At 40.0% G+C, this 15121-nt stretch carries 15 protein-coding genes; 10 read left to right on the top strand and 5 right to left on the bottom strand.

What is annotated here, in order from left to right:
* Positions 1-4 precede the first annotated feature (4 nt).
* On the bottom strand, positions 5-1153 hold the full coding sequence (gene argE / locus H5154_RS11685; protein WP_182718378.1) for an acetylornithine deacetylase: 1149 nt from the start codon (positions 1151-1153) through the stop codon (positions 5-7).
* 214 nt (positions 1154-1367) lie between these two features.
* Here argE and argC point away from each other — a divergent pair, with 214 nt between their 5' ends.
* The 7 genes from argC to H5154_RS11650 all read left to right on the top strand — a co-directional run bounded on the left by argC (position 1368) and on the right by H5154_RS11650 (position 8228).
* Positions 1368-2372, top strand: a complete 1005-nt coding sequence (gene argC / locus H5154_RS11680; RefSeq protein WP_182718377.1) for an N-acetyl-gamma-glutamyl-phosphate reductase — start codon at positions 1368-1370, stop codon at positions 2370-2372.
* A 6-nt stretch (positions 2373-2378) separates the two neighbouring features.
* Positions 2379-3140 (top strand): acetylglutamate kinase, encoded by a 762-nt coding sequence (argB, locus tag H5154_RS11675; protein WP_145235118.1) that lies wholly within the window; start codon positions 2379-2381, stop codon positions 3138-3140.
* A gap of 7 nt (positions 3141-3147) precedes the next feature.
* Positions 3148-4068 carry an ornithine carbamoyltransferase gene (locus tag H5154_RS11670; RefSeq protein WP_145235120.1) on the top strand — a complete coding sequence of 307 codons (921 nt, stop codon included), beginning with the start codon at positions 3148-3150 and terminating at the stop codon, positions 4066-4068.
* A 10-nt stretch (positions 4069-4078) separates the two neighbouring features.
* The gene (locus H5154_RS11665) at positions 4079-5281 is read left to right on the top strand and encodes an argininosuccinate synthase (protein ID WP_145235122.1); all 1203 of its coding nucleotides are present in this window, start codon (positions 4079-4081) and stop codon (positions 5279-5281) included.
* 57 nt (positions 5282-5338) lie between these two features.
* Positions 5339-7204 (top strand): argininosuccinate lyase, encoded by a 1866-nt coding sequence (gene argH / locus H5154_RS11660; protein ID WP_149981380.1) that lies wholly within the window; start codon positions 5339-5341, stop codon positions 7202-7204.
* Positions 7205-7477: 273 nt separating this feature from the next.
* Positions 7478-7687: a hypothetical protein gene (locus tag H5154_RS11655; protein WP_149981379.1), complete on the top strand. Its 210-nt coding sequence runs from the start codon at positions 7478-7480 to the stop codon at positions 7685-7687.
* A gap of 7 nt (positions 7688-7694) precedes the next feature.
* On the top strand, positions 7695-8228 hold the full coding sequence (locus H5154_RS11650) for a hypothetical protein (RefSeq protein WP_149981378.1): 534 nt from the start codon (positions 7695-7697) through the stop codon (positions 8226-8228).
* A gap of 524 nt (positions 8229-8752) precedes the next feature.
* Here H5154_RS11650 and H5154_RS11645 read toward each other — a convergent pair.
* Positions 8753-10147, bottom strand: coding sequence for a capsule assembly Wzi family protein (locus H5154_RS11645; protein ID WP_182718376.1), 1395 nt, complete (start codon positions 10145-10147; stop codon positions 8753-8755).
* A complete protein-coding gene (coaD, locus tag H5154_RS11640; RefSeq protein ID WP_145235133.1) occupies positions 10144-10626 on the bottom strand; it encodes a pantetheine-phosphate adenylyltransferase in 483 nt (160 codons plus the stop codon). The genes H5154_RS11645 and coaD overlap by 4 nt, the downstream gene beginning before the upstream one ends.
* A gap of 250 nt (positions 10627-10876) precedes the next feature.
* On the opposite strand from coaD, the gene H5154_RS11635 reads away from it, so the two are divergent.
* Together H5154_RS11635 and thiI are read left to right on the top strand one after the other, a co-directional pair.
* Positions 10877-11527, top strand: coding sequence for a TetR/AcrR family transcriptional regulator (locus H5154_RS11635; RefSeq protein ID WP_149981376.1), 651 nt, complete (start codon positions 10877-10879; stop codon positions 11525-11527).
* Positions 11528-11631: 104 nt separating this feature from the next.
* Positions 11632-13089, top strand: a complete 1458-nt coding sequence (gene thiI, locus H5154_RS11630; protein WP_182718375.1) for a tRNA uracil 4-sulfurtransferase ThiI — start codon at positions 11632-11634, stop codon at positions 13087-13089.
* 29 nt (positions 13090-13118) lie between these two features.
* Here the strand turns inward: thiI and H5154_RS11625 are convergent, their stop codons facing one another.
* Positions 13119-14021, bottom strand: coding sequence for a ketopantoate reductase family protein (locus H5154_RS11625; RefSeq protein WP_182718374.1), 903 nt, complete (start codon positions 14019-14021; stop codon positions 13119-13121).
* Complete coding sequence (locus H5154_RS11620) at positions 14014-14367, bottom strand: VanZ family protein (RefSeq protein WP_149981373.1); 354 nt, start codon at positions 14365-14367, stop codon at positions 14014-14016. The genes H5154_RS11625 and H5154_RS11620 overlap by 8 nt, the downstream gene beginning before the upstream one ends.
* Positions 14368-14528: 161 nt before the next feature.
* Here H5154_RS11620 and H5154_RS11615 point away from each other — a divergent pair, with 161 nt between their 5' ends.
* Entirely contained in the window at positions 14529-15011 is a 483-nt protein-coding gene (locus tag H5154_RS11615; RefSeq protein ID WP_149981372.1) for a YajQ family cyclic di-GMP-binding protein, read from the top strand.
* Positions 15012-15121 lie beyond the last annotated feature (110 nt).

Genomic DNA, 15121 nt, shown 5'->3' with positions numbered 1-15121 from the left:
TTTGTTAGCTAAAACACGATGTTCTGATCATTTCAGTGATAATATGTTGAGATGGTTTAATTTTTTCCATCGCCAAAAATTCATCGGGTTGGTGAGCCTGATTAATTGAACCCGGTCCCATCACAATCGTTTCACAGCCCAATTGTTGAATAAATGGCGCTTCAGTACAGTAGTTCACTGCAACTGCTTGCTCTCCTGATATTTTTTCTGCCAGTTTAACTAATGCCGAATCAGTACTGCCGGTAAACGCGGGGATTGGCTCGTGCATATCCATCACACTGACTGAATCGGGATATTGGTTATTGATCTCTGTAGCTATTTTTAACAGCATCATTTGCAGTTCTTGCACACTTAGACCCGGTAAAGGGCGCATATCAATATGCATTTCACAGCAGCCACATATGCGATTTGCATTATCGCCACCATGAATGTGTCCTAGATTTAAAGTAGGGTAAGGAATAACAAAATGCTCAACTGCATATTTATTCTTTAATTGCTCTTTTAAAGTTAACAGTTTTGCAATAACTTTATGCATCACTTCAATGGCATTTAAACCACGTTCAGGATCAGAGCTATGTCCGGAACGACCGACTACGCGAATCGCGCTGCTCATATGTCCTTTATGTGTGAAAACAGGCGTCATATCAGTAGGTTCACCAATAATACACCGAGCTGGCTTTAAGTTTTTATGCTGACAAACTTGCTGTGCACCGGCCATGGTGGTTTCTTCGTCGGCAGTAGCTAGAATCAAAATTGGCTGTGTTTGAATATTCTTATCTAGTTCACTGATTGCCTGTAATACAAAAGCGAAAAAACCTTTCATATCAATACTGCCTAGACCATATAATTTATTGTTATCTTCACTTAATTTAAACGGATTATAGTTCCAACGACTATCATCAAATGGGACTGTATCGGTATGACCGGCAAGCATTAAACCACCATCTCCCTGGCCACGTTTTGCGAGTAAGTTAAAACGACCTTTAGGGCCCGACAACTCAGTAATTTCACATTCAAATCCAAGACTTGTACACCAAGTAGCTAATAAATCGATCACCCCTTTATTGCTCATAGACAATGACTCATCCATGGCACTAATTGAAGGTGCAGCAATCAATTGCTGATACATAGATAAAAAAGACGGTAATGACATAAAAAAATCCAAAATAAGTATTCAATCTAATTGCATAACAATATAAAAGTATTTATGATGAATATCAATTCACTTTTTAAGCATAAATATATTAAAGCGACGCAATGAATATAAAACGACGATAACCAGATTTCATTCATAAAATAGTGTTTTATGCACTGTTAAACCCGATTTGAATATATATGTAGTAACAAAAAACCAAAAAGAGTAACGAATGAAAGTAGTGATTATTGGCGCAAGTGGCTATAGCGGCGCAGAATTAGCAAGTTTGGTAGTAAAACACCCGCAATTAACCTTAGCTGGTTGCTATGTATCTGAGCAAAGCTTAGATAAGGGTAAATTATTAAGTGACTTGTATCCTGAGCATTTAGGTTTGCTTGATTCTCCTTTATTGCCTCTTAGTGATAGCGCTTATAACGATATTGAAAAGTCGGCCGATTTTGTATGTTTGTGTACTGATCATAAAGTGAGTGTTGATTTAGCGCCACGTTTTTTAAGCATGGGCAAAAAAGTATTTGATTTATCGGGTGGCTACCGTTTAAGCAGTAATGAAGATTATCAAACTTATTATGGTTTTGAGCATCAACATACGGAATTACTCAGTGAAGCGGCTTACGGATTGGCTGAATGGAATAGTGAAGCAATCGCTAAAGCGCAGTTAGTCGCTGTGGCTGGTTGCTATCCAACAGCAGCGCTGAATGCGTTAAAACCTTTGCAACAAGCCGGCTTATTAGCCGATCAAACCATTATTATTAATGCTGTATCGGGTGTAACCGGTGCGGGGCGTAAAGCTAGTGTAGCCACGCATTTTTGTGAAGTGTCGTTAGCACCTTATGGATTGTTTAATCATAGACACAGTCCTGAGATTGAGCAGCATTTAGGTCACAAGGTACTATTTACGCCGCATTTAGGTAATTTTCCACGCGGTATTTTAGAAACTATTTATGTGCAATTGAAACCTGGAGTTACACCAGAGCAAGTTACACAAGCTTATCAAGTGCTTGCTGATGAGCCACTGATCAGATTGCTTGGTAATAAAATGCCATCAATTAAAGGAGTTGCAAAGCAGCCTTACGTTGATATTGCATGGCAGCAGCAAGGTACGCAGCTAATTGTGATGGCAGCTATTGATAACTTATTAAAAGGTGCTGCAGGGCAAGCATTGCAGTGCATTAATTTAGCCATGGGTATTGCCCATAGTACAGGTTTAAAAGGGTAGTTAGTAATGCAAACATGGGTCATTAAACTCGGTGGTGCAGTACTCAATACAGAAGACGCGGCTAAAGCGTTATTTGAGGCGCTTGCATCGCAAACTCAAGCACAATTTGTCATCGTTCATGGTGGCGGTTCACTAGTTGATAATTGGTTGACTGAGGCTGGTTTTGCTAGTGCGAAACATCAAGGTTTACGCATCAGTCCAAAAGAGCAAATGCCTTATATTGTTGGCGCGCTTGCGGGGTGTGCTAATAAACAATTAATGAGCCAAGCAATTATCGCAGGTCATAAACCGGTCGGGCTTAGTTTATACGAAGCGGGCATTATTTCGTCACAAAAACTCAAAGCGCTTGGTCAAGTTGGTAATTGTGACGGCGGTGTGCAAAGTGTGATACCGGAGTTATTAAAACTTGGTCGTTTACCTCTGGTCAGCTCTATCGGTTTTGGTGAAGATGGCCTTTGGTATAACGTAAACGCTGATGAAGCGGCGGCGGCAATAGCTAAAGAGCTTAATGCGGAAATTATTTTTATGACTGATGTAGAAGCTGTACTTGATGCAAATAAACAGCCGTTACATCAACTTGACACAAACCAGATCAATACTTTAATTGCAGAAGGAGTAATTTTGGGTGGGATGGAGGTCAAAGTAAAGACCAGCCTTCTTGCTGCCCAGCACTTACGACGTGGCGTTTACATTTCGAGCTGGCAAAAGCCAGAAAACTTAATTGCTCTACTCGCGGGTGAGCACGTCGGAACAAAAATTACACCATAGGTTTTATATGTTTAATCATTTTTTATCGGGTCTAGAGTTAGACCAACAAGGCGCACTTAAATTACTTAACTTAGCGCAAAAAATTAAAGCTAACCCAGCTGATTTTAGTCAAGCACTGGCTGGCAAATCGGTGGTTACTTTATTTGAAAAACCAAGCTTACGTACGCGTTTATCATTTGATATAGGTATTAATAAGTTAGGTGGACATGCGGTGTATCTTGATTCACAAAATGGCGCCATGGGCGCACGTGAATCAGTAAAAGACTTTGCATTGAACATTGCCAGTTGGGCTGACGGTATTGTGGCGCGGGTATATCAGCATAAAACATTAACCACACTTGCTGAATTTTCAAGCGTACCTGTGGTCAACAGTTTGTGCGATTTATATCATCCATGCCAAGCACTTGCTGACTTTCTAACACTGCAAGAAGTATATGGCGATGTAAGCCAGCTAAAATTAGCTTATTTAGGTGAAGGCAACAACGTAACGCATTCACTGATGTTACTTGCGGCTACTTTAGGCACCGATTTTGTTGCCGTATGCCCTAAAGGCAGTTCACCAGACTCGCAAATTTTAAAGCAGGCTGAGCAAATTGCCGCAATGAATGGTGCATCAGTGATGGTGAGTGATCGTGTTGAAGCGGCTGTAGGCGCTAACGCAGTGTATGCCGATACATGGGTATCAATGGGCGATGATACGCCACTTGAACAAGTAAAAGAAAAGTACATGCCGTATCAATTAAATGCGGCGTTGCTTAAACAGACTGGGGCTGACACTGTACTGCATTGCCAGCCAGCACACCGTGAATTTGAAATTACTTCTGAGGTAATGGATGGTCCGGCGTCAAAAATTATACAACAAGCAGAAAACCGTATGCATGCGCAAAACGCATTGCTTGTTTCATTATTAAATCCAAATTTTGTGTAAGGTATCACCAATGAGTTCTATTAAAAAAGTTGTATTAGCCTATTCTGGTGGTTTAGATACGTCAGCCATCGTGCCATGGTTAAAAGAAAACTACGGTTGTGAAGTTATCGCGTTTGTTGCCGATGTAGGTCAAGGTGCTGAAGAACTTGAAGGCGTTGAAGCAAAAGCGATCGCATCTGGTGCGTCTGAATGTTATGTAGTTGACTTAAAAGACGAAATGGTAAGTGATTATATTTACCCAACGTTAAAAACCGGTTCAATTTACGAAGGTACTTATTTATTAGGTACGTCAATGGCACGTCCTATTATTGCTAAAGCGCAAGTTGAGATTGCTCGTAAAGTAGGTGCTGATGCACTTTCTCATGGTTGTACTGGTAAAGGTAATGACCAAGTGCGCTTTGAATCTTGTTTTGCGGCCCTTGCGCCTGATCTTCAAGTTATTGCGCCATGGCGTGAGTGGGACTTATCAAGCCGTGAGTCATTACTTGACTACTTGGCAGAGCGTAATATTCCATGTTCTGCATCGGCAACTAAAATCTACAGCCGTGATGCAAACGCGTGGCATATTTCTCACGAAGGTGGCGAGCTTGAAGATCCGTGGTGTCAACCAAGTGAGCAAGTGTGGACTTGGACTAGCTCACCAGAGCAAGCACCCAATGAGCCTGAATTTGTTACCTTAAACGTGGTTGAAGGTGAAGTTGTTGCTGTCAATGGCGAGCAGCTTAAACCGTATGATTGTCTAGTTAAACTTAATGATATTGCATCCCCACATGGTGTTGGTCGGGTTGATATCGTTGAAAACCGTTTAGTGGGCATGAAATCCCGTGGTTGTTATGAAACCCCTGGTGGCACAGTAATCATGGCGGCATTACAAGCGATTGATGAGTTAGTACTTGATAAAGCAAGCCGCAAATGGAAAGAAGTACTGGGCGGCGAGTTTTCACATTTAGTCTATGACGGTCGTTGGTTTACACCACTTAAAGATTCAATCTTAGCGGGCGCAGAAGCGTTATCAACAGTTGCTACTGGCGAAGTTATTCTTAAGCTTTATAAAGGCCAGGTAACAGCGGTTCAGAAAAAATCACCTAATAGCTTATACAGCGAAGATTTTGCAACGTTTGGTGCAGATGATGTTTACGACCAATCGCATGCTGAAGGCTTTATTCGTTTATTCTCGCTTTCAAGCAGAATTTCAGCACTAGCGAAGAAGTAATTTTACTACAGCCCCGTAACAATAAGGCGGGGCAGTTTAAGGGTTTGGAGAGATTTCATGGCATTATGGGGCGGACGTTTTTCTACGGGTCCAGATGAGGCGTTTAAACAATTTAACGACTCACTTCCCTTCGATTATCAACTCGCAGAGCAAGATATAGTTGGCTCTGTAGCGTGGGCAGGTGCCCTTAAGCAGGTTGACGTATTAAGTAGTGACGAACACAAAAAGTTAGTCGCTGCATTATATGAATTACTCGACGAAGTAAAAGCTGATCCACAAGCAGTGGCAACGTCAGGAGCTGAAGATATTCACTCACATGTTGAAGCTGCATTGATCGAAAAAGTGGGGGACTTAGCTAAAAAATTACACACCGGACGTAGTCGTAACGATCAGGTCGCTACTGACTTTCGCTTATGGTGTCGTGATACCGCCGCTCACATACTTACGGCGCTTGGTCAGTTAAAAGGTGAGTTTATCGCTTTAGCTGAACGTGAGCTGGGCACTATCTTACCTGGTTATACCCATTTACAACGTGCTCAGCCATTGTTGTTTAGTCATTGGTGTATGGCTTACGTGGAAATGATCGAACGTGATGAAAGCCGTTTAGCAGATGCTAAAGCGCGAATGAATTTTTGCCCTTTGGGCAGTGGGGCACTTGCCGGTACTGCGTACCCAATTGATCGGCAAGCACTTGCCGTGGGGTTAGGTTTTACCGCTGCGACTAAAAATAGTTTAGACGCCGTATCAGATCGTGACTTTGTGGTTGAGCTATTAAGCTGTGCATCAATCTCTATGATCCATTTATCGCGTATGTCAGAAGATTTGATCTTTTATAATTCGGGTGAAGCGGGTTTCATTGAGTTAGCAGATAATGTCACCTCTGGTTCATCATTGATGCCACAAAAGAAGAATCCCGATGCGCTAGAGCTTATTCGCGGCAAAACAGGGCGTGTATTTGGTGCCTTTAGTGCCATGATGATGACGTTAAAAGCACTGCCACTTGCTTATAATAAAGATATGCAAGAAGATAAAGAAGGCTTATTTGATGCCATGCCAACGTGGCTAGCTTGTATTCATATGGCGCAAGCGTGTATCAAAGGTATAAAAGTAAATGGCGAGCGAACGCTAGCTGCTGCGAAAGGCGGGCACTCCAACGCTACAGAGCTTGCTGACTATTTAGTCGCCAAAGGGATCCCTTTTAGGGAAGGTCATCATATTGTTGGTGTGTTGGTACAAATGGCTATCGCACAAGGGAATAACTTAGAAGATTTAAGTTTAGAACAATTCCAATCGGTGCATAGTATTTTTGCACAGGACGTATATGCTGTACTAGAGATAGACGCATGTATAAAAGCGCGCCAAGCACTTGGTGGTACATCTTTAGAGCAAGTTACAGTTGCAGTTAAAGATGCCAAAAAAAAACAGCAAATAACAGTTCGTGACGCTAATCTTGACGATGTAGAGTCAATTGCTAAATTGATCCAGCACTGGGCTACGGTAGGTGAAAATTTACCGCGTGCTAAAAGCGACATGGTACATTCAATCAATGAGTTTGCGGTTACCGAAGTTGCTGGAGAAGTCGCGGGCTGCGCATCACTGTATATTTATGATACTGGTCTTGCTGAAATTCGTTCTTTAGGGATAGATCCTGAAACCGGTATTACTGGGCAAGGTCGTCAGTTAGTTGAACATTTATTAGTTAAAGCCAAAAAATTGGCACTCAATCGCATCATTGTTTTGACGCGAGTACCTGATTTCTTTGAAAAACAAGGTTTCACATTCTGTACCAAAGACAGCTTACCGGAAAAGGTAATGAAAGATTGTGAACTGTGTTTACGCAGAGACAATTGTGACGAAGTCGCGATGGAATTTATTTTGAAGCAAAGTCGGAACGCGGAGATCCCGTGTAAAAATGTAGCTTAAAATCCCTGGATATAAAAAACGTACGGTTATCCCTGTGCGTTTTTTTATGCCTTATCATATCTGGTATGACCTGTTGTGTGGGATGCGCTGTAGCAAATAAAAGATCAAAAAAGATCGTTTTTTAAAATGTTGGATCAGTAATTGCTTATTACTAGATGTAAGATGGCTCAGCGTGAGTTCATCTTTAAAAGCGCCAAGCAGTTATCAGAGCGTTAAAAACAGTGGCTTATTTAATAAGTCATTTATTCAACATTTATTGAAAGGATTAATCTTATGCAAGTTACAGCTAACAGCCAATTACAAATGCAAGCATACAATAATATGCAACAATCAAAGCCAGCACTTGAACAAAGCGCTAGTAATAAAACCCTACAATCTGATACAGTGTCTATATCTAATGAAGCCTTACTAGCGGCTAAAGGTGAAGCTGAAATCCAGCGCGGTGGTGGGGTGATGCTTCCTCGAGATAAAAGGCCTCAATAGGAGTGAAATGTTTTTAACTGAACAATTTGGTTTTTTCTCCCTTTCTGCATTGAGTGCTTGGGGGTTTTTAATGGCATTTTTTTTTAATATCTTTATATACTCTATAGATGTTAAAAGAAAAACTACGCTGTTAATCAGTTCATTTATTATGATGATCTCCTATATGGCAGGGGATCATTTCTTTACATGGCTATCTTCTACTGCAGTCACATATATGCATTGGGCATTATATGATTTTGTGACATTACTATGTTTGGCGGGATGCTATCTCGTTATAAAGAACTCTACACCGTCATTTATTTATCTTGTCTGCGGTTTGTCTATAAATATCCTATTGTTTGTTTCTGTGTATTTAGATGTTCAGGTTTATGAAAATTCAACTTATTGGATTCTTTGGGACATATACTCTTTTGGTGTGAATATCATTGATTTTACAATGATAGTAGCCTTGATTGTCGATCGTGACATTTTAGGTTTAATTAGGCTTAAAAATGCAATTAAAGCATTATTTAAAACACATCACATAAAACACTCCATTTAGCCTATGTTTATAAATGACGTAGTTGGTCCGTACATCGGTGTATTTATCGAGTGGGGATTCTTAATGGTCTTTTTATTAAATTGGGTACTGTACATAAATAACCCCAATAAAAGCATAGTAATACTTTCATTTATAATGGCCGTTTCTTATATAACGAGCGAGCACTTATATTTAGTGTATTCAACTTATTTGAACTGGTTTATATACGATTTACTCACTCTTACATGCATTGGGTTATTGATCAGATATCAAAAGATTAGCCCCTCTCCAGTTAATTGCTATATTGTGTGTGGGCTTATCTTAAATGCCATTTTAATTACCGCAATTTATTGCGATATCTATGTGCGATCAAATTCTGAGCCTTGGTGGCTTTGGTCAGTTTATTCTTTTGGCGTTAATATATGCGATGTGATGATGATAACAGCCTTAGCTATAAATAAAGATTTTTTAGGCTTAAGCAAATTATTAATAAAGGCTAGGATAATCAAAGGCCTAAATAAAAATCAGGCCCTTGTTTCGAAAACTTAAAAGCGGTATTCCCAGCTGGTTTTTAATGCGCTGTTTGTATCAGACTCGTTAGCAAGTTCGTCTTTATACACTGAGCCGCTGATCTTCCATAAACCACTAAAAATAGCCTGCTGATAACCAAGCTCTAATTGTAAGCGTTCAAACGTTTCGGTGACTTGGGTTAAGTTGGTGATGTCAGTTTCAAACCAACGTAACTTCGCATAGCCGCCATAACCGTTCATAGTATGATAATGCGCACCTAATACTGCAGATTTACTTTGCTGTGGTGTTGCAGAGCCAATTAACCGATCTTTATGATTATAGGCTTGGGCATAATTAATAAATGCTTCATTAGCATCGTTACAACTAAGTTGGGCTGTACAATCTTGTTGTGTATTTGAATATTCAAAATAGGTTTTTAGTAATTGCTCTTGGCCGCCAAAAAAGCTCTCAACGCCAATTGTATAAAAAACATCACTTGGCGCTAAGCCACTGTCATTTTTTCCCATTATCTCGGTGTAAAATGCAATCGGTTGCTCTGCTATAGTGGTTGAGTATTTGGCATCTAAACTGGTTAAGCGTTGCTTATTTGTTATTACTTCCAGCGTATTAGGATTTACTTCTGTATTGGTTAAATAGTCAGAGCCCGCTGAGCTAAATGCAACCTCAAGTCCTGGTAGTGGTGTGCTGGCAAAGCGCATAGCCCAGTAGTCGCCTTTCTCACCATTACTTAAATGTGGTTTTTGTTTTGCGTAAATACCAGTCAACTGCCAGTTACCAATGAATGATGACCAACTTGGGCCGACATATTGGGTGTTAGCACGGTTAATTCTTAGCCCTTTCATTGGTGCGGCATTATTCGACAGTAGTAATGCATTGTCGTTACCTGGTCCCCACCAATGGCTTACTTGTTCGGCGCTAACAGACCAATTGCCCATTAATACTGCTAAGTAGCTGCCATGATAGTTTATGTGTTCATCATCAAGTGCCTGATCAGCGTAATTAACACTTACTTTGGCGCTAACACGGTCGCCAGTGATAGAGCCATAGCTATTAATGCCACTTTTTTGTTGATCGCGTTTGCCAAAGCTTTGTTGCAAAGTCGGCTCACTATTGTAGTTAAGCCTCACACCAGAGCTACTGCCTTGTTTAGCGTTCTCTAAGGCATGTTTTACGTGTTGATAAGCAAATCGACTTTGTGCTGATAAATTGCTGCTTTCAATTGTATTTAAATCTCTGGCAATGCCTTGCCACATCAAGGGATAACTATTGATCGGTTGTTTAATCACGCCTTGGTTAAAGAGCATCTCAATTGAGGCTCGTAATAAAGGGTCGTCACTTTCAATCCAAGGTGATGCAAACGCGGGTGTGGCAATCACAACAAGGGTGCTTAAATAGATATTTAACTTCATCCGTGTAACTTTTCCTGTAATGCTTTTACTACAATAGGGTGTACAAACTCACTGACATCGCCTTTATGACGCGCGACTTCTTTAACTAGGGTTGAAGAGATAAATGAGTTCTTTTCAGCTGGGGTTAAAAAAACACTCTCTAAATCAGGATTTAAACGACGATTCATATTGGCAAGCTGAAACTCATAATCAAAGTCAGACACCGCACGAATACCGCGGATCAGTACATTCGCACTATGATCGCGTGCTAAATCAGCTAATAATCCAGAAAAACCGATCACGCTGACGTTATCTAAATGAGTGAGTAAACTATTGGCAATTGCTACCCGCTCATCTAGGCTAAAGCAGGGTTTTTTACTAGGATTGTGAGCAACTGCAACAATTACAGTATCAAACATTTTAGCTGCCCGCTGGATCAGATCTGTGTGTCCATTTGTTAATGGATCAAAGGTGCCAGGATAAATTGCGGTGACTTTCATAAATATCATCTTAGTGTTATTTTGAGGGTTATATTAACAGTCTTTGTTGTCCAGATCAGCCTGCAAATTGCGACTGCATATTTTCATTTGTAAATGAGTTTATTTCAATAAGAAACAATAACTACGAATTATGGATTAGAAATTTTCAAGGTGGTATTTTATTGGATTATATTTGTATATACTGCGCGGCTAATAATACTGAGTGAATTATGGGCATTTACTCTAATAAAAATAATCAGAGTAGCAGGATATGAGTACCAAGGATAAAATAATTACAACCAGCATAATGCTATTTAACCAACATGGCGAGCGTGCGGTCACAACCAACCATATCGCTTCACATATGGGCATCAGTCCCGGTAATCTTTATTATCACTTTAAAAATAAAGAAGACATTATTCGCCATATTTTTGCATTATATAGTAAGCATTTACACACTCAATTTGTGCCAATGGAAAAGCAGGATGAAGCACTAACACACTTAACTGGGTATCTTGATGCTTTGTTTGAGTTGATGTGGCGTTTTCATTTTTTCTATGACAATTTGGGTGACATTTTATCTCGCGACGAAGTACTGAAAAAAGATTATATTGAGTTTCAAGAGGCTTTGTTAAGTCAAGTGCGCGAAATTGTGATTGGCCTGCGTGAAGGTGGGATGATCGCAATTGATGATGAAGATACCGTTGAACTTGCTCATATGCTAAAAATCACCGTCAGTTTTTGGACTCCTTACATTAAAGCCAGACGGTTAAGCGGTGAGTTAATGCAGCAAGATATTTATAATGGTATTTTAAAAGTGTTAGCGCTTTTTAAAGCATTTGGTACCGAGCAAAGTATCCCAAAAATTAACTTGTTACGCGAAAAATACAGTAAATTAGCGGCACAAGCAGAGCCTGTTTAATTAAACGCAGCGGTTGTTTATTTCCTAGACGTTAGATTTTTTGTTATAATCGCGCGCCCAACACGTGGGTGCGTGAATCCTAAATATTGTCTAACGAGTAAACTATGCTTAAATTTATCGTCAAACTCCATCCTGAAATAGCCATTAAAAGCCGCTCTGTGCGTAAACGCTTTACTAAGTTGTTAGAAAACAACATTAAAATTGTGTTACGCAAGCTTGACGAAAAAGTACAAGTACAAAATAACTGGGACAATATATCCGTCGTAACTAAATCAGATGACGCACAAATGCGCCTTGATTTTATCGATGGCTTACAACGGATCCCAGGTATTGTGCAGTTTATTGAAGTGACCGAAACTAACTACGAAAACCTGCACGATATTTACGAAAAAGCGTTAGATATGGTTGGCCACACCGTCGTGGGCAAAACATTCTGTGTACGTTGTAAGCGCCAAGGTAAGCATGATTTCACCTCTACCGATGTAGAGCGTTATGTGGGTGGTGGTTTAAATCAGCACGTCGATGGCGCCAGCGTAAGACTGAAAAATCCTGAAGTAACTATTCGTCTTGAAATTAAAGATGATAAAGCTTACGTCGTAACGCATACCCATCATGGTATGGCCGGTTTCCCATTACCAACGCAAGAAGATGTCTTGTCGTTAATGTCAGGTGGATTTGACTCGGGCGTTGCTAGTTATCAAATGATCCGCAAAGGCGCTCGTACGCACTTTTTGTTCTTCAATTTAGGCGGTGCGGCGCACGAGATTGGTGTTAAACAAGCCAGCTATTATATTTGGAAGCAGTTTAGCTCAACCCATAAAGTTAAATTTATCAGTGTTGACTTTGACCCCGTTGTTGCCGAAATTTTAGAAAATGTTGAAAACAGTCAAATGGGTGTAGTCCTCAAACGTATGATGATGCGTGCAGGCAGCCAAATAGCTGAAAAAATGGGGATTCAAGCGCTTGTTACCGGTGAGAGTCTAGGCCAAGTTTCAAGTCAAACATTAGCCAATTTAAGTGTGATTGACCGTGTTACCGAAACGCTTATATTACGCCCGCTGATCCAACACGACAAACAAGAAATTATAAACATCGCTCGTAAAATCGGCACCGCAGAAATGGCCGAAACTATGCCGGAATACTGTGGTGTGATTTCTAAAAAGCCTACAGTTAAAGCTAAAATTGCCGTAGTAGAAGCTGAAGAGCAAAAGTTTGATTTTGATGTGCTCAATACTGTTATTGAAAACGCACGTATTATGGATATTCGTGACATTGACGTTGAAGCTAAACAAGAGCTAAAAGAGGCCGAGTCAGTTTCTGATTTACCAGCTGATGCAGTTGTTGTTGATATTCGCTCGCCGGAAGAAGAAGATGCAGCACCGCTTGAAATTGATGGGATAGAAGTTGTGCATTTGCCATTTTTCCGCTTAGCGACCAAATTTGCAGACCTACCGCAAGACAAAGACTACTACTTATATTGCACTAAAGGTGTAATGAGTCAGCTACAGGCGCTTATTTTACATGAAAATGGCTTTGCCAATGTTAAAGTTTATCGCCCTTAAGGTTGATAGTTATTAATAACAAGCGCGAGTTAAATCGCGCTTTTTTTATGTCTGATAGCATCGAGTAAAGATTGATTGTGAGGGGTATTAATACCGAGTTGATTACCTTTTCGGCAAATATAACCGCACATCGCGTCAATTTCTGTGATGCGATTATGGGCGACATCTTGATGCATTGATGAGTAATTGTTTTTGGTATCACTCATCACTTGATAGGCGTTCGCTAATGCTTCAGCAAGTCGCACATTAATACCTAGTTTATTTGCTACGGTACACGCTTCGTTTAAGATATTTAAAATTATGCCACTAAACTGCGGTGCAGTCAGTGCGCCATTTTTCACATTGTGCAGCGCACTGAGTGGATTAATGGCAATATTAACGAGTAATTTTTCAAAGCGTAATTGTTGTATATTATTTGTGGTTGTTAATTCAGGAATAGCGTTTAGTAGATTTTTAACTTCAGCGAGTTGTGTTTTTGCTTGCTGGTTACAATCACCTAAAATGCTGCTCCCGATACCAGTATGCAACACACTAAAAGGTGTATCTTTGTAGCCCGCTAAACGTGTTGTTAAAAAATATAGTCCTTGTTGTTTTGTAAGTTCGCTATTTATTTCATCTACATTACCCATGCCATTGTGAGATAAAATTAATTGGCATTGAGCGCTTAAAAAAGGCTTTAGTTGCCTATATGCGGTGGCAACTTGATATGCTTTAACAGTAAAAATAATAACATCGACTTGGCCGTGCTCGGATAATTTAGTCAGGTTTGTCAGTTGGCAATTAATTGTTTGTTTTGGCGCGTTTGCTTGTTGATAAAAACGAGGTTCGTCAATAGCATGCTTGGTAAGTAGGGTGACCCTGTGCTGTTGACTCAAATAATGGCTATAGAGCAGCCCAATGGCACCATCGCCAACGACGAATATATTAGCCATTTTGATTCTTTTTAAAACGAGAATAAATACCGAACAACAAAAAGAAACTAGCAGCCCCAGAAAAGTCAGCAACAACATCAGCAACAGAGGCGCTACGATAAGGGATTGTGCTTTGCATTAGCTCAATAGCAATGCCATAAAATGCTAATAACACGAGGTGAACGAATACAGGTAGCTTGAATGCTCTGACCATGACGGCTGCCAGAACAAAGAAAATAGTAAAATGTACTAACTTATCTAGGTGAGGCAGTGACGATACCCCAACGCCCCTAAAATCGCGGGCAAACAAAAAGGTAAATACCAGAATACTGATTAAAAATAGGGTTTGATAAACACGCCGAGTCACGAAAAATCCTAAATCGTTTAAAAATAGACCCGTAGTATATCAAACAAATTTCGTATCGCAGCTGAACAAAGCATAGAAAAGTGTAAAGATTTATAAAATTTATATAGTATAATTATCGACAATATAAATTTGAATTAAAAATATCTTGCTAGGAGAGACTTATGCCTTCATTTGACATTGTTTCGGAAGTCGAAATGAACGAAGCAAAAAATGCTGTTGATAACGCTAACCGTGAACTTGAAACTCGCTTTGATTTTAGAGGCGTTGATGCGTCAATAGAGCTTAATGATAAAACCATTAAACTAAAAGCAGAAGCTGATTCACAGGTTATGCAGTTGTTTGATATTTTAGCGAGCAAAATATCAAAGCGCGGTATGGACGTATCAAGTTTAGAGCTGCAAGATATTTCACGTGCGGGAAAAAATGTTTTCCGTAATGTTGCGCTAAAGCAAGGTATCGAAAAAGATATGGCTAAAAAAGTAGTTAAAGCCATTAAAGACTCTAAAGTGAAAGTACAAGCTGCGATCCAAGGCGAAGAAGTACGTGTAACGGGCAAAAAACGTGATGACCTACAAGAAGCCATGCAAGTAGTACGCAGTGCTGATTTAGGGCAACCATTTCAGTTTAAAAACTTTAGAGATTAGAAAGCTAGGAGCTAGGTTTCTAGGTGCTAGAAAAAGCCAAATTGCAGCAATGTAGTTTGGCTTTTTTAGTTTAGAACTTATGGTTATTCCTAGAACCTAGAGTATTTAGA

This window comes from Pseudoalteromonas sp. SR44-5 (genome assembly GCF_014163675.1).
Taxonomy (GTDB): Bacteria; Pseudomonadota; Gammaproteobacteria; order Enterobacterales; family Alteromonadaceae; genus Pseudoalteromonas; species Pseudoalteromonas rhizosphaerae.
This window is presented reverse-complemented; position numbering and strand designations above follow the sequence as displayed.